At 47.3% G+C, this 20,891-nt stretch carries 19 protein-coding genes and 1 riboswitch; of the genes, 10 read left to right on the top strand and 9 right to left on the bottom strand.

The features are described 5' to 3' along the window. Window positions 1-57 precede the first annotated feature (57 nt). Both QUA02_RS21955 and QUA02_RS21950 read right to left on the bottom strand, forming a co-directional pair. On the bottom strand, window positions 58-690 hold the full coding sequence (locus QUA02_RS21955; protein WP_333030632.1) for a YdcF family protein: 633 nt from the start codon (window positions 688-690) through the stop codon (window positions 58-60). An 87-nt stretch (window positions 691-777) separates the two neighbouring features. Continuing rightward, complete coding sequence (locus QUA02_RS21950; RefSeq protein WP_333030630.1) at window positions 778-1,425, bottom strand: DUF2301 domain-containing membrane protein; 648 nt, start codon at window positions 1,423-1,425, stop codon at window positions 778-780. Between the two features lie 84 nt (window positions 1,426-1,509). Between QUA02_RS21950 and QUA02_RS21945 the strand changes: the two genes are divergently transcribed. Next, window positions 1,510-2,187 (top strand): calcium-binding protein, encoded by a 678-nt coding sequence (locus QUA02_RS21945; RefSeq protein WP_333030628.1) that lies wholly within the window; start codon window positions 1,510-1,512, stop codon window positions 2,185-2,187. A 216-nt stretch (window positions 2,188-2,403) separates the two neighbouring features. On the opposite strand, the gene QUA02_RS21940 is transcribed toward QUA02_RS21945, so the two are convergent. Together QUA02_RS21940 and QUA02_RS21935 are read right to left on the bottom strand one after the other, a co-directional pair. Continuing rightward, window positions 2,404-3,159 carry a DUF561 domain-containing protein gene (locus tag QUA02_RS21940; protein WP_333030626.1) on the bottom strand — a complete coding sequence of 252 codons (756 nt, stop codon included), beginning with the start codon at window positions 3,157-3,159 and terminating at the stop codon, window positions 2,404-2,406. 81 nt (window positions 3,160-3,240) lie between these two features. Further along, window positions 3,241-4,044 (bottom strand): creatininase family protein, encoded by an 804-nt coding sequence (locus QUA02_RS21935; RefSeq protein WP_333030624.1) that lies wholly within the window; start codon window positions 4,042-4,044, stop codon window positions 3,241-3,243. 191 nt (window positions 4,045-4,235) lie between these two features. On the opposite strand from QUA02_RS21935, the gene QUA02_RS21930 reads away from it, so the two are divergent. Continuing rightward, complete coding sequence (locus QUA02_RS21930) at window positions 4,236-8,792, top strand: PAS domain S-box protein (RefSeq protein WP_333030623.1); 4,557 nt, start codon at window positions 4,236-4,238, stop codon at window positions 8,790-8,792. A gap of 222 nt (window positions 8,793-9,014) precedes the next feature. On the opposite strand, the gene QUA02_RS21925 is transcribed toward QUA02_RS21930, so the two are convergent. Further along, window positions 9,015-9,167 (bottom strand): hypothetical protein, encoded by a 153-nt coding sequence (locus tag QUA02_RS21925; RefSeq protein WP_333030622.1) that lies wholly within the window; start codon window positions 9,165-9,167, stop codon window positions 9,015-9,017. A gap of 27 nt (window positions 9,168-9,194) precedes the next feature. Continuing rightward, on the bottom strand, window positions 9,195-9,518 hold the full coding sequence (locus QUA02_RS21920; protein ID WP_333030619.1) for a WGxxGxxG family protein: 324 nt from the start codon (window positions 9,516-9,518) through the stop codon (window positions 9,195-9,197). 190 nt (window positions 9,519-9,708) lie between these two features. Here QUA02_RS21920 and QUA02_RS21915 point away from each other — a divergent pair, with 190 nt between their 5' ends. From QUA02_RS21915 to QUA02_RS21905, 3 genes are read left to right on the top strand one after another with little or no spacing between them, the layout of a single operon-like run. After that, window positions 9,709-9,900 (top strand): hypothetical protein, encoded by a 192-nt coding sequence (locus QUA02_RS21915; RefSeq protein WP_333030617.1) that lies wholly within the window; start codon window positions 9,709-9,711, stop codon window positions 9,898-9,900. Further along, entirely contained in the window at window positions 9,891-10,535 is a 645-nt protein-coding gene (ccmP, locus tag QUA02_RS21910) for a beta-carboxysome protein CcmP (protein ID WP_332984224.1), read from the top strand. The genes QUA02_RS21915 and ccmP overlap by 10 nt, the downstream gene beginning before the upstream one ends. A gap of 20 nt (window positions 10,536-10,555) precedes the next feature. Beyond that, window positions 10,556-11,302 carry a pentapeptide repeat-containing protein gene (locus tag QUA02_RS21905; RefSeq protein ID WP_333030613.1) on the top strand — a complete coding sequence of 249 codons (747 nt, stop codon included), beginning with the start codon at window positions 10,556-10,558 and terminating at the stop codon, window positions 11,300-11,302. A 178-nt stretch (window positions 11,303-11,480) separates the two neighbouring features. Here the strand turns inward: QUA02_RS21905 and QUA02_RS21900 are convergent, their stop codons facing one another. Then, the gene (locus QUA02_RS21900; protein ID WP_333030612.1) at window positions 11,481-12,008 is read right to left on the bottom strand and encodes a hypothetical protein; all 528 of its coding nucleotides are present in this window, start codon (window positions 12,006-12,008) and stop codon (window positions 11,481-11,483) included. An 84-nt stretch (window positions 12,009-12,092) separates the two neighbouring features. On the opposite strand from QUA02_RS21900, the gene pyrE reads away from it, so the two are divergent. From pyrE to QUA02_RS21880, 4 genes are all read left to right on the top strand, one after another. Then, window positions 12,093-12,668, top strand: coding sequence for an orotate phosphoribosyltransferase (gene pyrE, locus QUA02_RS21895; protein WP_333030609.1), 576 nt, complete (start codon window positions 12,093-12,095; stop codon window positions 12,666-12,668). A 114-nt stretch (window positions 12,669-12,782) separates the two neighbouring features. Beyond that, window positions 12,783-14,069, top strand: a complete 1,287-nt coding sequence (gene dcm / locus QUA02_RS21890; protein WP_333030607.1) for a DNA (cytosine-5-)-methyltransferase — start codon at window positions 12,783-12,785, stop codon at window positions 14,067-14,069. A 351-nt stretch (window positions 14,070-14,420) separates the two neighbouring features. Further along, window positions 14,421-14,873, top strand: a complete 453-nt coding sequence (locus QUA02_RS21885; RefSeq protein ID WP_333030605.1) for a hypothetical protein — start codon at window positions 14,421-14,423, stop codon at window positions 14,871-14,873. A gap of 176 nt (window positions 14,874-15,049) precedes the next feature. Then, window positions 15,050-15,196 (top strand): DNA cytosine methyltransferase, encoded by a 147-nt coding sequence (locus QUA02_RS21880; protein WP_333030604.1) that lies wholly within the window; start codon window positions 15,050-15,052, stop codon window positions 15,194-15,196. A gap of 411 nt (window positions 15,197-15,607) precedes the next feature. Here the strand turns inward: QUA02_RS21880 and thiC are convergent, their stop codons facing one another. Next, window positions 15,608-16,981 (bottom strand): phosphomethylpyrimidine synthase ThiC, encoded by a 1,374-nt coding sequence (gene thiC, locus QUA02_RS21875; protein ID WP_333030602.1) that lies wholly within the window; start codon window positions 16,979-16,981, stop codon window positions 15,608-15,610. Window positions 16,982-16,988: 7 nt separating this feature from the next. Beyond that, window positions 16,989-17,085, bottom strand: a riboswitch (TPP riboswitch). A gap of 233 nt (window positions 17,086-17,318) precedes the next feature. Between thiC and QUA02_RS21870 the strand changes: the two genes are divergently transcribed. Continuing rightward, entirely contained in the window at window positions 17,319-17,510 is a 192-nt protein-coding gene (locus QUA02_RS21870; RefSeq protein ID WP_333030601.1) for a DUF4058 family protein, read from the top strand. A gap of 149 nt (window positions 17,511-17,659) precedes the next feature. Here QUA02_RS21870 and QUA02_RS21865 read toward each other — a convergent pair whose 3' ends face one another. Then, window positions 17,660-20,821: a HEAT repeat domain-containing protein gene (locus QUA02_RS21865; protein WP_445305194.1), complete on the bottom strand. Its 3,162-nt coding sequence runs from the start codon at window positions 20,819-20,821 to the stop codon at window positions 17,660-17,662. Window positions 20,822-20,891: the final 70 nt, after the last annotated feature.

Below are 20,891 nucleotides of genomic sequence, written 5' to 3'. Positions count from 1 at the left end.
TGAGGCTATTTCTGCCCATTCTTGTGACTTGGCTATGCCTGAGCTCATTCCCATTCTTCAGACCTGAATCCTTACAATATAAGCAATAATTTCTCCTGTCACAGTCCGAAAACCTTCGCTCGATTTCCACCATTCTTGTGGGTTGTAATCTTGCGATTCCGCAGCTATAATCCCGACTTTAATGTCAGGATTCAGCACTTCTTTGAAAACAATCCAACTTCGGCGGGCGTGAGTGCCCAAAGAATAAAGATTAACTGAGTTAACTTTTAAAGCTGAAGTAGAAAGCCAATCTCGAAGTGCGATCGCAGAAGCAGCAGTGCGGTGTTTCACAACACTTGCGGCAGGTACTGCTACTACTTTGTCCTTATCAAATCCTAGCGCAATACAAGTCGCGGCAGTCAGTTCGGCATAATTTTTATATTCAGCGAGATAGTAGCCTTTACTTAAAGGAAGTCCTGTGGTAATTAATTGGCGGTATTCGCCTTTTTTGAATTCGGCGATCGCACTTTCGATCGCATAATCCGGCAACCAGCCTTCAACAACCAATATATCTGCTTTAATCGGCGAATTTACCGCCAAAAATGGATGGATATTTGTGATAATTAAGATCATTGCAATTATTAATCCCATCAGAGCAACTACCAAAATTTTCCTGGTAATTGCCCACATTTCTCGTCGGATTAGACTCATTTTGATTTTGAGTTTTCGCAGGATTGCAAAATTCATATAGCAGATGTTGAAGGAAGAAGGAAGTCAGCTCTTCTTCCTTCTTCTATACTATTGGTGTTTCAAATACTCAAAAACGCTCTTGTCGCCGATATCCTGCGGCATCGGTTGAAAAAACTTCCGCACGGCAAAGATGATAAACAAAGCCGCCCAAAATGCGAGCAAAAATTGTTCGTTTTCGGCTGACAGAAAGCCGAAAATATGTCCTAAAATTAAGAGCGGAACTCCGGGAGTCAAAAACTTAGTTTCTAGGCGGTTGAAGCAGAAAGCTTCTTTAAAATAAATGCCATTTAAGGCGGCAAAAGTAAAGCCAATTCCCCACAACGTGGCTGGATGTTCGTACACTGCTAAAGCTAAGGGTTCGCTGCTTTGTAGGGCGACAAACAATGCTGCTGCGCCGCCGATCGCCCAAAACGCCTGTAGTGTTCGGTGCAGCGCAATCATGTAAATGTGAATAGTTGCCAAGCTGACGCCTAAAGCTATCCAGAAACAAGCAAAAACAGGCGTTACAGCTTGGATTGCAATCGGGTTGTCGCCGCTCTGCAGCACCAGAGTAGTGCCGATCGCAAAACACAGTGCCGCCACCCCCAATCCAGCGCGGTAAATCAACACTCCCGCGCGATCGCTTTGAGTAATCGTAAACTCGCCGAATTGTCCTTGATAGACTGCCGATTCATCAGGCGATTTCAGTAGTTGCATCACAGTTTCCTCCTATCTATCAGACACGAATGTACTTAGGCCAAGATATACTTTATTCATAAACCAGTACAAGGGAACCGAGCGATGCCTAAATTTGACAAGCCTCAACTTAACAAGTCTCAACTTAACAAGTCTCAACTTAATAAGTCTAAATTTGACGGTAGCCCAAATCCCAGCAAATCCTTTCCTTCTGAAGTCGAACTTCCGGCCGTTCAGCTTGATGAAACCATTGTAGCAGGCAGAAGACCGAAACCGCTAAACGACTTCCAGCGCCTGCTGGAGGAATTATCCGAATTGAGATCGGGGTTCGATCCAGAAATGCTAGCGCATATCGAGGAAAATCTCCCATTTAATACCAAGCAATTTGAAACTAAAATGAGCAAAATTTTGGGGTCTAAAAATATTGATTGCACCCAAAAAAACTCAGTCCAATATCTAGAGTACATCAAGGAAAATATTCAACTCCCGTGCCACGTTACCGGCATAGAAGAGTTTGAATGGGAAGAAGAATATACAATGGGTTCGGGCAGCAAAAAAGAATATGCAAGACTCAAAAAAACTCAACCTTCTTATACTGATAGCTTCATAATTAATCGGTTACAGGATTTTGTACTTCAGGAAAAAGGCATATTTGTGGAAGTGCAGCGCGACGCCGATCGCCAAAAGTTTATGTTGCCTTTATTCGAGTTAGAATCAGTTGATGCAAGTTCCCCAAACAATCAGTTATTAGATGATTATGCTGTGTGGTTTATCAATTATTAAGGAAGAGTGGAAAAGTGGAAAAGTGGAAGAGTGGGGGAGGAGAAGAGGGGAAGAGGGGAAGAGGGGAAGAGTCGGGATGGGAAAAATCTTCCTTCTCCCTTCTTCCTGACATCCCTTACAGAATCCGTTACAGAATCCGTTGCCGAACTTCCTTCTTCCTGACATCCGTTACATCTGTTACAGAATCCGTTGCCGAACTTCCTTCTTCCTTCTTAATTAAATTGAAGCCGCAAAGTGCGATCGCGAAACCAAAGCCAAAGCTTCAACCAAACTGCGAACAGCCGCAATCATCGCCACTTGGCTATTAAGTTGGCTCACAGCAGAACCGACACCAACACCCGCAGCGCCGGCTCCAATAGCGAGCGGTGCGGTGACGCTGGAGATGCCGGAAGCGCAGAGTACGGGTACTTGTACGGCGCGGGAAATTTCAAAGGCGGAGGCCAAAGTAGGCGCTGCTTTTTCAATTAATCCCAAGGTGCCGGCGTGAATTGGTTGGGCGCTGGTGCCGCCTTCGGTTTGGATGATGTTAGCCCCAGCTTTGACTAATTCTGTTGCTAACTGTACTTGTTTGTCGAGTGTCAAAATGTGGGGAACTGTCACAGAAAGAGTGATGTTCGGAAATAGCGATCGAGTTTGGCGAGTCAACTCCAAAACTTCCTCAGCTTCAAAGCGGCGGCCTACTGCGTAGAAAGCATCAAAGTTGCCAATTTCAATCAAATCAGCGCCAGCTTCTACCGCAGCCACAAACTTTTCTGGTTCCACAGCCGATACACAAATTGGCAAATTTGTCAACTGTTTTGCCATCAACACCAAATCTCGATCGGCAGCAATATCGACAAAGGAAGCACCGCCGAGATCCGCTGCTTTGACGACAGCCGCAACGTTCGCGGCATCAAAATTATTTAAACCGCTGATAATTTTCAGGGCGCGGCCTTGCTCAAATGCCCGCTGCAATTTAGGATTTACACTCATCGTTAGTTTTCCAACTCAAAAAATTTCTTAGACTCATTTTGACACGGATTAGAACAATTTCTGATTTTTAATTCTTAATTTTTAATTACTTCCCGGCTGTCGAAATTTGTAAACATCTTTGATAACTTGTGTCCAGCCGTCAGAGAGAGATTCGAGAATACGATCGCCCTTTTCTTTCGTCGCCACAGTCGCATCGCCCAAAACTCCGCTTTCAGTCAACTCTCGCGTCAGCCAAGCAAAAGGCAAATTCCCTTCCATACTCAGCAAACTGTCTGTTGGTAAACCCTGCGGGTACTCGCAAACTGCGAGTTCCATTTTCACCTGTTCGGGCAAAATTGACAACATCAAACTCGTTTCTGCATCACCCGCATGAATCCCCAATTCCAACTCCTTCGCAGTCAATAATTCAGCAGCAACATTCGGAACCCGCCAAGCAAACAGCGGAAAAACCGAAAAATCCTGATATTTTTGATGAATATCCCGCGCCGCAATTTCCATCACCTGCGGCTGTCCGCCGTGAGCGTTCATCAACACTAATTTCCGAAATCCTGCCCGGTAAATACTGTCCGCAATTTCACCGATTACGGCTAAAAGTGTCTGAGCACTGAGCATAATTGTACCGGGAAAATGCCAGTGTTCGTTCGATTTGCCGTAGTATAAAGGCGGCAAACCGTAAGCGGGAATATTTGCATCTAACTTGGCCAGCGCTTTGCCAGTCACCGCCGCGCTAATTGCCGCATCTACAATTAAAGGCAAATGGGGGCCGTGCTGTTCGATCGCACCTAGCGACTGAATTATAACAGTATTTTCCTTGTCCGGCATAGACTGAATTTCTGTCCAAGTCAGATATGGAAAAAAGCGCGATTCTGGAATAAAATTGTGCATATTGTGGCGGCAAGAGCACAGGCAAACAAGGCAATCAACGAGCCTGAGAACTAAAAAGTAATTCCCAAGATCGATCGCATATTCTGTCTGTAGGTAGATAATATAGAAATATAGCAGATGCTTTAACAGCGCGCTGATAGACGGACGCTCGACAGCTCAGACCGAAAGACATACAAACGACCGACTAATTGATGGAAGCTTGGCAAACCCCACAAACTAATTTAACCGACATTCCGCTCGCCGAGGAACTGTCGCGCCGCATCCCTCGATCGCACGATCTCAAAGCAGAAAACCGGGCGCTGCAAATTCTGGCCCGACAACTGGCAACCTCGCCCCGCACTCTCCTCAAAACACTGGTTGCCCTCGCTCAAGATTTGTGCGGTGCAGGCAGCGTCGGAGTCTGCTTGCTAGAAGAAAATGCCAGTTCCGAACAACTCTTTCGCTGGGAAGCCTTGGCGGGCGCGTGGGAAGCCGCAGAACACACAAACACACCCCGCACATTGCGTTTGTCGGGAGCCGGGAGCGATCGCCAAACTCCCCAGCTTTACTTCGCTCCAGAAAAATACTTTACCGACTTGCAGCAGCTAGAATTGCCGATCGCCGAAGCGTTAGTCGTGCCGCTGCTAGCAGCAAATCAACCGCTGGGGGCAATATGGATTGTATCTCACGAGGACGATCGCCAGTTCGATGCCGAAGACTTGCGGATCGCGATCGCCCTGGCAGACTTTGCCGTTGCCGCCGTACAAATCGATCGCGCCGATCGAACCAAACAAGCTTTGTTCGATCGCGAAGAACGCTGGCAGCTAGCCTGTGCCGGCAACAGCGACGGCATTTGGGATCTCAACCTGCAAACCAATTGCCATTTTCTGAGCGATCGCTGTTTAGAGATTTTGGAACGCGGGCCGGAAGAAGTCAAGGACTACAGCCAATTTTTGAGCTACATTCATCCCGATGATGTGGAGATAATGCAAAGCAATTGGCAGCAGCACTTGCATCGAAAAACCTCACATTACTGCTGCGAGTACCGCATCCGCTGTCCCGACGGGCGCGAAAAATGGGTTTTAGCCAGAGGGCAAGCAATTTGGGACGAGTCAGGCAATCCCGTGCGCGCCGTGGGTTCCCTGACAGATATCAGCGATCGCAAAATGGCCGAACTCGCCCTGCAAGAAAGCCACAACCGCTTTCAGTTAGCGACAAGGGCGATCGACGGCATCCTGTTTGAGTGGGATTTTGCATCGAACACGGTTTACCGTTCCGAGGGACTGCACTCGCTCGTCGGTGTCCGCCCAGAGGATGTACCCGCAACACCAGAGTGGTGGAGAGAACGCATCCATCCCGTCGATTTGCCGTGCATCCAAGCCGGGGCGGAATCAATCTTAACTGCCGATCGCTACGAAATCGAGTACCGAGTGCGGCACCAAGACGGGCGCTGGATCGATGTTTGGGAACGCGGCTGTTCGATCCGCAACCAGCAAGGTGAAGTGACCAAAGTTGTCGGCTTCACAACCGACATTACCAAGCACAAACAAGCAGAAGCAGCACTGCGCGATCGCGAAACCCACCTCCAGTTAATTCTCGACAGCGCCAAAGACTACGCCATCTTCACCCTCGACACCGGCGGACACGTTACCACTTGGAACGCAGGCGCCGAGAGATTGCTGGGCTATACCGAAGCTGAAATCGTCGGCCAGCACGGAAGAATCATCTTCACGCCAGAAGACTCAGCAGCCGGGAAGCCGGAACTAGAAAGGCACACCGCCCTGACTCAGGGAAAAGGAGAAAACGAGGGCTGGCGCCTCCGCAAAGATGGCAGCCGCTTGTGGGGCAGCGGGCTGGTGATGCCCCTGCGCGACGCAGCCGGCGAGGTGCAAGGTTTCCTGAAAATCATGCAGGACAAAACCGAGCGCCGGCAAATAGAAGAAGCACTGCGGCAAAGCGAAAATCGCTACCGCACCCTCGCCGATGGCGTCCCGGAATTAATGTGGATCAACACCGCCGACGGCAGGTTAGAGTTTTGCAACCAACACTGGAAAAGCTACACGGGCATAATGCCAGCAGAATTGCCGCTGGCTGCGCCGGTGCTGCACTTATTTCATCATGAGGATCTGCCAACAGTTGTCCCCACGCGCAGCAAGGCGATTGAAGCAGGAGAAGCGTACGAATTCGAGTGTCGGGTGCTGCGGTTTGACAGCACCTACCGCTGGCATTTAGCGCGACTTGTACCCATCAAAGACGCGAAGGGACAGGTGGTGCAATGGGCCGGGATCGGCATTGATATTGACGATCGCAAACGAGCCGAAGAAAGCTTAGCAGAAAGCGACCGCCGCTTCCGCTTTCTGGCTGAGTCGCTGCCCCACCTGATTTGGAACGTAGACTCCGCCGGAGAAATTCGTTTTACGAATCAACAAAAATGGTTGGAATATCTGGGAATGTCTTACGAGGAAGCCGTTGGCAACAATTGGGAGTCCCTGGTGCCGCCGTCCGATTTGGCACAAGCTTTTGCCCGCTGGCAAGAATGTCAAATCACTGGAGAAGTTTATCAAGTTGAGCTGCGCCTGCGGCGGGCAGCAGACCGCATGGAACGCTGGCATTTATCCCGGGCCGTGCCAATTCGCAGCGCGGGGGGCCAGATTGTCGAGTGGATCGGCACGTATACCGATATTCACGATCGCAAACAAGCCCAACTGAACGAGCAGTTTCTCTCCGAGCTCGAAGTCCGCTTGCGGCAGCGCTCTAACCCCGCAGAAATGTTGTGGGAAGCCATGAACAGTCTGGGAGAATATTTACAGGTCGATCGCTGCGTGTGGCACGAGATCGATGTAGAAGCCGATCGGGCAATTGTCCGGCAAGACTGGCATCAGTCCGACCTGGCTGGCGCCGCCGGCACCTATCAAATCTCAGACTTTAAGACGCCAGAACTGAAAGTTCTCTCTATGGCAGGTCAAACACTTGTCATCTCAGATATTGCTAATGACCCGCAGACAGCGCCTTTTGTCGATAACTACGGTGCCGTGTCCACTCGCGCTTTGGTCGATGTTCCCTGCCTTCAGGAAGGGCGCTGGGTGGCTCTTTTAGTGGTGACATCCAAGGCGGTGCGGCACTGGCGGCCGGATGAAGTTTCGCTGATGCAAGAAGTGGTGGCTCGCCTCTGGCCTGCGATCCTGCACGCGCGAGCCCTGCATGAGCTGCACGAAAGCGAAGCTCGGTTCCGCGCTCTAGCTGACAACATCGCTCAGTTGGCCTGGATGACAGATGCCACCGGCGGGATTTTCTGGTACAACCAGCGCTGGTTTGACTACACGGGCACCGCCCTAGAGGAAATGCAAGGCTGGGGCTGGCAGCAGGTGCACCACCCGGAACACGTCGATCGCGTTGTCGAAAAATTTAGGCGCTGCATTGAAACAGGCGAACTCTGGGAAGATACTTTCCCTTTGCGCGGCAAAGACGGATCTTACCGCTGGTTTCTCTCCCGCGCCGTGCCGATTCGCGACGATGGAGGCAAGGTGCTGCGCTGGTGCGGCACCAACACTGACATTACCGATCGCAAACTTGCCGCAGCGGAACGGGAACGCCTTCTAGCCCGGGAAAAGGCAGCGAGGGAAGAAGCAGAACGCGCTAACCGCGTCAAAGACGAATTTTTGGCTGTTTTGTCCCACGAATTGCGGACTCCCTTAAACCCGATTGTGGGCTGGGCGAAGCTGCTTCAATCGAACATTCTGACACCGGAAAAGCAGCGTTACGCCTTAGAGACGATCGAGCGCAACGCCAAACTGCAAACCCAGCTTATCGAAGATTTGCTCGACGTGTCGGGGATTCTGCAAGGCAAGGTCAGCTTGAATATTGTACCTGTGGATTTAGCCGGGGCGATCGGGCCGGCCATTGAAACGGTGCGTCTGTCGGCCCAAGTCAAGTCGATTCAAATCAGCACTCAATTTGCACCGCATCTGGGCCCGGTGTTGGGCGATGCGGGCAGACTTCAGCAGGTAGTGTGGAATTTGCTGTCAAATGCCATCAAGTTCACCTCGCCGGGAGGCAAAATCGAAATCGTTCTCGATCGGGTTGACACCGACGCCCAAATTACTGTAACTGATACCGGAAAAGGTATCGACCCGGATTTTCTGCCCTACGTATTCGACTACTTCCGCCAAGCTGACAGCACGTTCACGCGCAAGTTTGGCGGATTGGGTTTAGGATTGGCGATCGTGCGCCATCTTGTCGAACTCCACGGCGGCACGGTGAAATCCGACAGTCCCGGCGAAGGACAGGGCGCCACTTTTACCGTCAGGATACCTCTGATGCCCGTGCAACCTCAGACAAGTCCTGCGGCGCCGGCGCCGGAGCAATCTTTCAATTTGAGCGGTATCCGCGTGTTAGCCGTGGATGATGATGCCGATGCGCGAGATTTGGTGGTTTTTCTGCTTGAGGATTGTGGGGCAAGCGTTACAGCAGTTGCTAACGCCGCCGATGCTTTGGCGGTTTTAACCCAGTCCGTGCCTGATTTGCTGTTGAGCGATATTGGAATGCCCGATACCGACGGTTATATGTTGCTGCGGCAGGTTCGGGCTCTGCCGCCAGAGCAAGGGGGACTGGTGCCGGCGATCGCCCTCACCGCTTATGCTGGAGAAATTAACTATCAGCAGGCGCTGGCTGCGGGGTTCCAGCGGCACATTTCTAAGCCTTTAGACCCCAACAAGTTGGTGCAGGCGATGTTGGATTTGCTCGATCGTTCTGGTGAAAAGATTTTTTAAGGGCTTTTTTTCTGTCTGAAAAATCTTTATTTAACGAACTGCGAAGACGCTTATGACGCGAAGGAAGAAGGGAAGAAGAAAGGCCGAAATAAATCATATCAAGTCTGGTTCGATCTGATATCAATTCCGCTCTTCATCGGAATGATATAAACGGAGGACACGGCACTGCCGTTTCCCTACAATTGATCGTGGTAGGGAAACGGCACTGCCGTGTCCTCTATATCATTCCGGTGCAGCCGGAATTGATATGAATGATTTTGAGGGTGCGATGCTTGTTCGATCGCGCATCATCTCAAACAAAAAAACCTCACAGGTGGAGGTTTTTTGATGATTATTGGCGATCGTCGGACAGGTTAAAACATCCTGTCCCTGCATAGTACCCACAGCCCTAAGACTGGAGGATTAACGGTAGTCGGTGCGAACTGCCGGGTCGCGATCGCCTGTTGTAGTGGTATGGCGGACTGTTTCTTCGTGTTTTTTGGGCATCAAACCGAACAAACCCGATAAGCCGAGCAAACCCAACCATCCCCAATCAAAATCGCGATCTGTCTCAGCATTGTAGACATCGGAGCGAGGAGTGGTGGTGGTGGTAGTGCTGTCAGTACCGGAAGTAGTACCGGGAGATGTATTTGTCTGAGCGGAAGCTGGCAGATGAGCTGGTACAATTGCTAAACCAGCAGCTATGATTCCTGCACCGATTGCTTTGGATAAGTCAGAACGTTTCATAATTCAAATGCTCTCTGTTGGCAACAATCTTTTACTATCACCACTATATCGATCGGCTATTAAAGTTAAATCCACCTCTAGCAGTAAACATTGCTAAGTTCCACCTATTACTACAGATTGATATCAAATTTTTAGCAGCCGCACGAAATTAAACATAGCTGGCTCATGCCCCAAGGGCACTTCGCGGGGCGTGTCTCCTATCGTTTGCGGTGGCATCGGTATTGTTCAAACAGTCAACAGTCAACAGTCAACAGTCAACAGTCAACAGTCAACAGTCAACAATCATAAAAACAATGTACTGTTGACAAAAAAAGGTAAACTCAGATATTGCACAGACAACAGTTGGAATTCGATCGACGGAGATAAAAACTTTTGGGAATAGAGCTACGCAGCTACGTATTTCTAGACAACTTGCAGCCGCAGCACGCAGCATATATCGGTACAATCGCCGCCGGATTCTTGCCGCTGCCTGGGGATGCGTCGCTGTGGATAGAAATCTCGCCCGGTATCGAAATTAACCGAATTACCGATGTCGCCCTCAAATCTGCCTCCGTGCGCCCGGGAGTCCAGATAGTCGAACGCTTGTACGGCCTTCTGGAAGTACACTCGGGCCAGCAGGGAGAAACCCGGGCTGCAGGCAAAGCAATTCTAGAATTCATCGGAGTCCGCAGAGAAGAATGTATCAAACCGCGCGTGATTTCCAGCCAAATTATTCGCAACATCGACCCCCACCAAACGCAATTAATCAACCGCAGCAGGCGCGGACAGTTGCTGCTGGCGGGACAAACTCTTTATGTCTTAGAAGTAGAACCGGCGGCCTATGCAGCGCTGGCGGCCAATGAAGCAGAAAAAGGCGCATCTATTAACATATTAGAAGTTCAAGCTGTCGGCAGTTTCGGACGGCTTTACCTCGGCGGAGCAGAACGAGATATTATAGCAGGTTCCCAGGCAGCAATTGCGGCGGTGGAAAGCGTGGCTGGTCGGGAAAATCCAGCAATTTTTGGTCGCAAGGAATAGCCGTTAAAGGAGATGCAATTATGGCAAACACACAGCATTTAGCGCTCCTGAAAAAAGGTGCAGTTACTTGGATTGAATGGAGAAATCTCAACCCAAATCTAGAACCGGATCTCAGCGAAGCTAACCTCGCCGAAGCAAATCTCAGAGGTGCGTATCTTTGGCGGTCGAACCTTTTTAAAATAGACTTGTTTAAGGCTAAATTAATTTCGGCAAACCTCGCCGAATCTAACCTCAGTTTAGCAAATCTTGCCGGAGCGCAACTGCTAGAAACTAATTTGATTAAAGCCAATTTAACGGGAACAAACCTCCAAGCGGCTGACCTCAGAGGAGCTGATTTGAGCGGTGCTAATTTAATTGGGGCGGACTTCAGCGCTGCCAATCTCCAACAAACCGATTTAGGAGAGGCGAATTTAATTGGTGCGGTGATGTTTCGAGTTAATGCGATGGGCGCGAACCTCAACTGTGCTAATCTCAGTCAAGCCAATCTCACTCAAGCCGAATTCATTGAAACACATTGCTATGCAGCCAATTTCTCTAAGGCTAACCTCGGGGAAGCTCACTTCACTGCAGCATATCTTTTCAAGGCCAATCTCTGTTTTGCGGAGTTGAGCGCTGCCGATTTCCGGTGGGCAAACCTCGGCAAAGCTGATTTGAGAGGGGCGAATTTGACCAGGGCCAATCTCAGAGGAGCGAACTTGGCGGGAGCTAATCTGGGCGAAGCTATTTTGAAAGGAACAATCATGCCTGACGGCAGCATTATTTCATAAATATTGGATAATATTTAGTCCTGTAAAATAACCGCGATAGTTAAAAAAAGCCAGTTGCGCGTTTACCGACAGCATCGCCAAAACATGAAATTTTGGGGCGGGTTCAGACTTTCTCTCTCATACAAATCCGAGATGAGAGTAAACCCGCCTCGGCTCAAAACTCGCAACTGTCGATCGACTAATTTTTGCGGGCCGGCGATACTTGATAAAGTCCTCTGACCGGGCCTGGATCGGTCTGTGAATCTTGCTGCTGTGTTGGAAGTGTAAACTGATCTTGGAGCCCGGCGGGAGTGGCGAAACAGCCGCTCGGTTGAGGTGCTAGCTGGCAAGCGGTCGGCAGCGCCATGACTGAGGAATCGAAGGGATTGACGGCATCCGGGACGCGGAGAATCGGATCGCTGGAAACTTGCCGCTGCATTATTCGTCGGTAGAGGCCGTTGACGCGGCTGGCATCCCGCTCGATTTCTTTTTCGGGAAAGGCAACGACGCCGCTGGGGGAACCGATGCCTAAATAGTCGCCCAAATAACCTTGCAAGCTGACGTTGTGGTAAAAGTCTCCTGAAGCTTCAAAGAATTGTCGGTTGAAGTCGTCAGCAATCGGGTGAAATCGAGCTGTTTGTGCTTGAGCTGGTTTGACGGATGCCATTGCGACAGAGGCGATAGCGAGAATCAACGCGCCGCTCAGGGTTTTTAACTTTTGACTCATTTATTTGGGCCTCCTTAATTAATTCCGATTCCAATATAAACTGATTATCGGCGGATTATTTGTGTTTTCTACACGGTGTAAGTTATGAATGCTGAGGATTTAAAGGTGTTGCGCGATCGACTTCTAGATTTATTGTGCGAGTTTGCCTATCGCGAAGGGGATTTTGTGCTGTCTTCGGGGCAGAAAAGTTCTTATTACATTAACTGCAAACCGGTGACGCTGCACGCTGAAGGTGCTTTGGCAACGGGACGTTTGCTGTTGTCGATGCTGTCGTCGGATGTGGAAGCTGTGGGCGGTTTGACTTTGGGTGCTGACCCGATTGTAACTGCTGTGAGTGTGGTTTCGGCTCTGGAAGGTCGATCGATTCCGGCGCTAATTGTCAGAAAGGAGACGAAGGGACACGGGACAATGGCGTACATTGAGGGGCCGCTGTTGCCAGAGGGGACGAATGTTGCGGTTTTGGAGGATGTGGTGACGACGGGTAAGTCGGCGATGCAGGCGGTGGAACGGTTGCGGGGTGCTGGTTATAAAGTCGATCGCGTGTTGTCGCTGATAGACAGAGAGCAAGGTGGAGGGGAATTATATCGATCGAACGGATTGGATTTTCAAGCCGTTTTTACGATTCAGGATCTTAAGGAGTGGCTTCTTAGCAAGAAATAGCAGTTTGTGCGATTCCCCTCGTTACCAGGCTCTGCCTGGTAACGCAGATGCTTTCGCTCTGCCTCGTGTTAAAAATGGTGCAAGATATCAATCTTAACCACCCTGTTTAATGCTATGAAAACAATCCATTTTATCGACTTATTCTCAGGAATAGGCGGCATGAGATTAGCGTTTGAATCCGCCGCTCGTTCCTTGAATCTGGAAACAGAATGCGTATTAAGCAGCGAAATCAATTCCGACGCTCAATTAGTTTACCAGAAAAACTTTGCCGACACACCTTTAGGCGACATCCGACTAATTGACCAACTACCACAACATGAAATTTTACTAGCAGGATTTCCCTGTCAGTCTTTCTCCTATGCTGGCAAAAAAGAAGGCTTTGGAGACACCAGAGGCACCCTATTTTTTGAGATTGCAAGGTTAATTGATACCTTTAAACCTCAAGCATTTATTTTCGAGAACGTGCGGGGGCTTGTCTCCCACGACGGCGGCAGAACCCTCGAAACTATTAAGGGCGAAATCAAAAGCCGAGGTTACAGCTTCAATTATTTTTTGCTCAACAGCTCTAACTTTAGCTTACCTCAGAACCGTGTCCGAGTTTACCTAGTAGGAATTTTAAATGCTTCGCCCCAATTTGGGTTAATTTCCGACTTAGGCCCAAAAGATTCGCATTCCTCTAGTCATCAACAGCTATCGTTATTTTCCCCGTTAAGTAAACCTGTCACAGTTGCAGATATTTTGGAAGACAATCCAGATCCCAAATATGATTGTTCGCCAGAATTTGTCAAAGCTTTGAAACAAATAGTTAACAATGATTTCAGCCGACTGCACGGTAGGCGGCTAATTGACTATCGCGGTGGCAATTCGATTCATTCTTGGGAACTGGGTTTGCGAGGCGAGTGCAGTTTAGACGAAATTGAATTAATGAATCTTTTTATCTTGAAAAGGCGCAATAAAGAATTTGGATCTGACCAAGATGGCAAGCTATTAACTAAAGAACAAATAGCTAGTTTTTTTGCTCATCCCAATCTCGATAAAATTCTGGATTCCTTGGTAACAAAAAAGTACCTGCAACGGAACAACAATCAATACAAACCTGTATCCGGTAACTTTTCCTTTGAAGTCTATAAATTTCTAGATCCGCATAAGATTTCGGTAACAATTGTTGCCAGTGATGCTAATAGATTAGGAGTTTACTCTCACAACCGAGTCCGCAGGATTACTCCCCGCGAGGCGGCGCGGTTACAAGGTTTTTCCGATAGTTTTATTCTGCATCCTAATGATGATAAAGCTTATCATCAACTGGGTAATAGTGTAAGTATTAATGTAGTTAAAGCTGTTGCTCTAGAAGTTATCCAGAATGTTTTGTTCTCTACCAAACAAAAAGTTAGTGCCTGGTGAATTGGGAAGGGTGGGCGGAGTGTTTCCGGCCACCCTAGCAACTAGCTTTGCGCTACAGGTTCCTTAGCCAAAAACTTCTCTAATTCCGCCAAAGTATCGGCATCAACCTTAGATCGGTGTTTTATTGGGTGGGATTAGAAACTATGCCCGCTCTAATTTTATCAAAATCAGCTCACGTACTTGGATCGCAATGGAAAATAAAGTTTTCGGTGCTAAACAAGCGCAAGCTTTCAGGTCACAATCTCTACCAATCGGCAGATTTTAGCAGAGCGAAATTATAACCTAAGTGAGATATTAACTAGAGAAGACTGTTTTAATATGTTACATGACCCGACGCAAGGAGAAGCAGTAATGATTTTACCTGCATCTATTCAAGGGAAATGGAAACTACTGGCAACAGCCTTGATTTTTCCTCTGACACTAATTGGTGTTGGCATTCAGCAACAACCGCTTCAAGCACAACAAAATCCATCTAAGACTAATGTTGCTGCTTTGCCAGATGGTATTTACCTGTACGGAGATTCGCCACAGCCCAACCAAGTTCTTCAAAACTATATTGTGTTTCAACGCCAGAACGATCGCGTCGTTGGTGCAATCTACGCGCCGCGATCGGACTTTGCGTGCTTCACTGGTAAAATCCAGGGAAATACACTTTACGGGAAGGCAATCTCAGCCGGAAAGAGTCAAACAGTTGAAATCAATACTCAGCTAACCAATCTGCATTCTATTCGCACAATTAGCTCAAACGATCGGCGCATTCTTTCAACGTGCCAAGAAACTGCGCAAGCTAACATATCCAGGTAAATCTTTTACTTAGCTCAAATGCTGCAGTAGGCTGGCGGTGCGTTAACGCAGTGTAACGCACCCTACGAATTGAAAATTTATCGTTACCAGGCAGAGCCTGGTAATGAATATCTAGAGGCTATGCCTCGATTGAAAAATAGTACAAAAGATGACTTTTGACCGCCGACTTAATGGCCATGAAAAAAATCCGTTTTATTGACTTATTATTAGGAATAGGCGGCATGAGATTAGCGTTTGAATCCGCCGCTCGTTCCTTGAATCTGGAAACAGAATGCCTCTTAAGCAGCGAAATCAATCCCGACGCTCAGTTAGTTTATCAGTAAAGGGTAGGCGATTAATTGACTATTGCGGTGGCAATTCGATTCATTCTTGGGAACTGGGTTTGCGATGCGAGTGCAGTTGAGACGCAATTGAGTTGATGAAGAGTTTTATATTGAAAAGGCGAAATAAAAAATTTGGGCCGGACTCAGATGGCAAGCTATTAACTAAAGAGGAAATAGTTACTTTTTTTGCTCATCCCAATCTCGCTAAAAGTCTGGATTCCTTGGTAACAAAAAAGTACCGGCAAGGGAACATCGCAATTCTCCTTTTGGGAAACTCCTTTTAATATAACCTTCAGTAAGGTGCGCCATCACCACCCTACTTTTGAGCGGGCAGGATGCCCGCCCCACAAGAAACGAAACAGCTTTACGATTAAGTAAGGCGCGCCATCAGCACCTTACGAATTAATCCAATTAGCTTTGCGCCACAGGTTCCTTAGCCAAAAACTTCTCTAATTCAGTCAAAGCATCGGCATCAACCTTAGTCTGCATCGGACAGAACTTAGGCCCGCACATCGAACAGAATTCAGCAGTTTTGTAGATATCCGCAGGCAAAGTTTCGTCGTGATATTCCTTTGCCCGTTCTGGATCTAATGACAGCTCAAATTGACGGTTCCAATCGAAATTGTAACGCGCTTTCGAGAGTTCATCGTCCCTGTCGCGCGCACCCGGACGGCCGCGTGCAATATCCGCAGCGTGAGCCGCGATTTTGTAAGCAATCAGCCCGTTTCGGACATCCTCAGCATTTGGCAATCCTAAGTGTTCCTTCGGCGTCACGTAGCAAAGCATTGCAGTACCGTACCAACCAGCCATCGCCGCCCCAATTGCTGACGTAATATGATCGTATCCAGGCGCAATATCTGTCACCAACGGCCCCAAAACATAGAAGGGTGCTTCGGAACATTCCTCCATTTGTTTCTTGACATTAAACTCAATTTGATCCATCGGAACGTGGCCGGGGCCTTCCACCATTACCTGCACGTCATGTTCCCAAGCTTTGCGAGTTAATTGTCCCAAAGTTTTGAGTTCAGCTAATTGAGCTTCATCCGACGCATCGTGAGTGCAACCGGGCCGCAGAGAATCTCCTAAACTAAACGAAACATCGTATTTTTTGAAGATTTCAATGATGTCGTTAAAGTGAGTGTAGAGGGGATTTTGTTTGTGGTGGTGCAGCATCCACCGCGCCAAAATGCCGCCGCCGCGAGATACAATTCCAGTCAGCCGATTTTTGACTAACGGCAAATGCTCGATCAGAATTCCGGCGTGAATTGTTTGGTAATCAACACCTTGTTGAGCGTGTTTTTCGATGATATGCAGAAAGTCATTCGGTGTCAGACTTTCCATATTACCGTGAACGCTTTCTAAAGCTTGGTAAATCGGTACAGTACCGATCGGCACCGGTGAAGCTTTGATGATCGTAGTGCGAATTTCATCCAAATTCCCGCCGCCAGTGGACAAGTCCATCACGGTATCAGCACCGTATTTCACTGCTAATTTCAGCTTGTCAACTTCTTCTTCCATATTGGAAGAGTTGGGAGATGCACCGATATTAGCATTGACTTTGCATTTAGAGGCAATACCGATCGCCATCGGTTCCAAATTCGGGTGATTGATGTTAGCTGGAATAATCATCCGTCCCCGCGCCACTTCAGCGCGGATGAGTTCGGGCGGGAGATTTTCTCGCTTAGCGACGTAGTGCATTTCTTCAGTAATTACACCTTGGCGCGCGTAGTGCATTTGACTAACATTGCTCTGCCCGCTACGCTTAGCGATCCATTCGGTACGCATATCTTATGTCCTTGATAAACAGCTTCCCTCCGCTGGTATTACCCAGACTCAGGTTCTAAGGGTGTTTTCTCAGCCCGGATTTTCGGGCACCCCTAGCTAAGCTGTTAATAGTAGCACTGATGTCTGTACGCGATCGCAGCAAGTAAGGAAATCTTAATATAAACAATGGGGTGAGGACATCGGGAGTGCGATCGACCTTTCCCGAATTCTGATATTCCTGCTGTTTAAAAAGTGCGATTGTACCCCATTTAACAATCTAAAAACAATCACACCTCATCAGGATTAATCCCCATTTCACGCAATTTGGCTGCTAGGCGATCGGTGCGTTGTTTTTATTTTGAAGCTTTTTCAAGACGATAAAGTTAAAGATATGTCAGGAGATGAAGAACCTGTTGTGAATTTATCTGAGATTTTGGGTGAAGTTTATCAGGAGGCAGCTTTAGATTTGGCGATCGATTATTCAGTGCAGCCTGTTCCGCCGTTGAGTGAGGGTGATTTTCAGTGGGTGCGATCGTTTATGGAATCGTAGGATGGAGATAAGGAGTGCGATCGCAGGCTATGGTATCGCCTTATAGCAGTTGGCAATTGGATGAAGTACACCTAAAGTTGCAACCTAATAAACGGTGCATTTCTAAGGCTATGCCTCACGCGATCAGCAACCTCTATATTCCTCTTTGGTTACGGTTGATTGTGACGTTCTTCCACGGCTTGGTAGAGACGACGTAACATTTCAATAGGGATTCCCACAGCGGGATGAATAATTTTTAGCCATTCGATACCACCTGCAAGGAGAACTTTGACGGAACCAGGAGTAGATTCGATCCGTTCTAAGAATTTTTCAATGAAGGTCTGCTTCTGAGTTTCAGTGGTAATGGGGTAAGTCTGTGCTAGTTGAATCAGAAGACCTTCGAGTTCAGTGCGGTCTTGCTCGGTTACATTTTTGACGTTTTGTTGAATGTTGACATGGCTGCCTTCAGCAGCGTAACTATTACCGATAGTCGAATTAGGTTGATTAAAGATGATTGGTTGTTTATCAGTCATAATAGCCACTATGGTTTGTGAATTAAAATTTGCTGCCTGCGGACATGATATCACTGGTAGGGGAGATTGTGCAATTTCATAGTTGTAGAAGCCGCAGCGTGATTGGATAGCCGCGACCGCCTCAAGCGCAAAGCTTTCTTTTAAAGTATAAATTAACTCTCTCAAAGCAGGAAGATGTTTAGCAGTAATTATATTATATGGCATATTTTTCAATGTTTCAGCTACATTTAAAACCACTAAAAAATGTGGGTCTTCTACCATCTCCAATAATCTAATCGAAACTCGGTCACTGCCAAAATTTTGCAAACCTTGGGCAGCCTTACTGCGTAGGAACGGGTCTGAAGAGTATGAGGCATTTAGAAAAGCACTTTCCAAATCTTTACCTACTAGACTTGGCTGTACAGAACAGAGATTTGTAAGAGTATCTATTGTTACGCTACGCACAGATGTATCTTCATCTTTATTTAAAATTTCGATCAGCTTAGAAACTGTCTCCTCCGGGATTTCTAACTTTTCAGGTAGATTTTGCCTCAAACCAGCCAATGCCTGAGCTGCATTATCACGAACCTGATAGTTTGGATCATCTAAAGCTCTAATTGCTTGAGGAATTGCTTCATTACCCATAAGTCTCAGCAAATGAGTAATTGCGTGTCCCCGCACATAAGGGTGTGGATCGTCTAAAGCCTTCTCTATTAAAGGGATGACTTCTTCTTTAGCAAGAAGACTTGCCAGAGAATGAATTGCATTACCTCTTCGGATGTATTCTTCAGAATCTAGGTATCCACGCTCCATATTAATTTGGTCTTGTTGTTGCATTTGCTGACGTTCTATTACACCACTCTCGTTAGCTTGTACTCTCCTTCTTACATTAAAAATAGCCTCAGAAGCTGCATTATGGACATCTGTACTCAAATCTAACTGGGCTTCAAATAAGTTAGGTATAATTATTTCATTACCTAACTCACCTAATAAACTGATCGCACTTTTACGAATAAAATTGTCACTATTTTTTAAAAATTTAATTAAGAAATTAATTACTATTTCACGGTTCTTTTTCTCCAGATACTGCCTAGATATTTTTCTGACTCTAGGAGTGCGATCTTGTGTTATCTTAAGTAATTCCATAATAGCGGCTTCAGAATCTAATTTGCTTAGCACAAATACTACTACCGCTTCACGAACCCCGTCACTTTGCTCTTTATTTAGAATTTTAGTTATTAGTGGAATTGCTTTTTCATCTTTAATGCCTAACTCTCCAATTACTCGTATAGCAGTTTTACGTACATCAGGGTCTGAATCTTCAATTGCTATATCTATTAGAGGCATAGCGGCTTCACTATTCAATTGCCTTAATGCGAAAACAGAGTTCCTGCGGGTAACTGGATTTGGGTCTTTGATTGTCTTCATTAATTCATGAGCCGCTTGTGGAGATTTGGTTTCTCCAAGGAGGAATATCCTCAACCATTCTGGAACCTCTTGGCTAGCAATCATGCTTACTGTTTTTTGTTGAAGATCTGGCTCTGGTTTCACTGCCCCCGCCAACCTTGCACCTAATGTCAAATCTACATCTAACGCCAGCGCTATTAATTTTTCTACCTGTTCTTCAGTGATCTCCGGTAGTCCAAGCATGATGGCGATCGGCTCTGTCCATTTCCGGTAGTTAAGATAATGACACTTCAGTTTTGTCTCACCTTCCTCATCATTCAGAAGCTTAGGTAGGGTTCGCAGCAAGTATTCCGCCGCATAGTATTCCTGGATTAGTTGATGCTGAAAACTAACTTCCCTATCAGAGACTCTTTCCAAAACGTGATACTTAACCAACTCTTCAATCCGGGATGGAGTACCATGAAGATCGCCAAACTTTTCAACCAGCAAATTTTCTGCTCGCTCATCAGAGATGATTAAGCCAGGATCAGTTGGCTCTGGAGATTTTAGCATTGTAAACGCCAGATGTTCCAGCCAAGGATTCCAAGCTTTACGACGCTCATCTGTAACGGGTGCGCCTTCCTTATATTTTTTGAAAGTCTGAAAAAATTGACGGAATGCCTGTCCCAAAGTATCTACAACAGTACCCGTCTCCTGAAACAATTGATACAGCATCCACAAAACAAATGGCGTGCGGCTTAACTCTCGGTTGTCTCGGCTCAACAATTGCAACACTTGTTGCGCTTGACCGGGCATACATTCTCGCAAAAAGCGATCAATTTCTCTAGAATCAAGAGGCTGTACTTGCAATCGTCTTTTAATACCTAGATCGCCGTTTCCTAGCTCTCGTGTTGTGCAGATGAGTGGAATCTTAATCTGCTCGCACTGCTCACGAAATGTTTTCAGTTGTGTACGAACTGTGTCTGCTGCTGGCATCTCGTTCAAGCCATCTAAGAGCAGAATCAGCCGTTCCTGAAACAATAGATCTTCAACTTCTGGAATTGTTAGTCGTAGTTGTGGCTTAAGTGCATTTCTAATCAGAGTCAACATCCCTGAAGGATCTTCAGGGCTAAAAAAACTGACTTTATAACTTTTCAACGGAATCAGCACAGGAATTCGAGGTTTTGGTTTCTCAAGCTCTTTCTTTGCAAAATCGACCAAACAACCCCAAAGCGCGGTTGATTTGCCGACACCCGGGGAACCTACCAGCAAAATATGCTCAGATTCGACATAATGCTGGATTCCTTGAAATATTGGCAGTGGTGGGATTGGTGCCTTTTTCTCTTCCTCTGGTTTCTTCTCCTCAGTTTGCACCATCTGCTCAAATGAGAAGGTTGCCTGTCGAGCCGCGATCGTTTCGGTCAAGGGATCCACAGTCCACCAATGCTCGTAGCGCCGGCAGATTTCTTGTAAGTAGGGCTGAAACTCACTAGGGGCAATCATG

This window comes from Microcoleus pseudofavosus SVA1_A4, from assembly GCF_036700565.1.
Classification (GTDB): domain Bacteria; phylum Cyanobacteriota; class Cyanobacteriia; order Cyanobacteriales; family Microcoleaceae; genus Microcoleus.
Note: the sequence above shows the minus strand (reverse complement) of the source record. Positions and strands in the feature narration are given on the sequence as shown.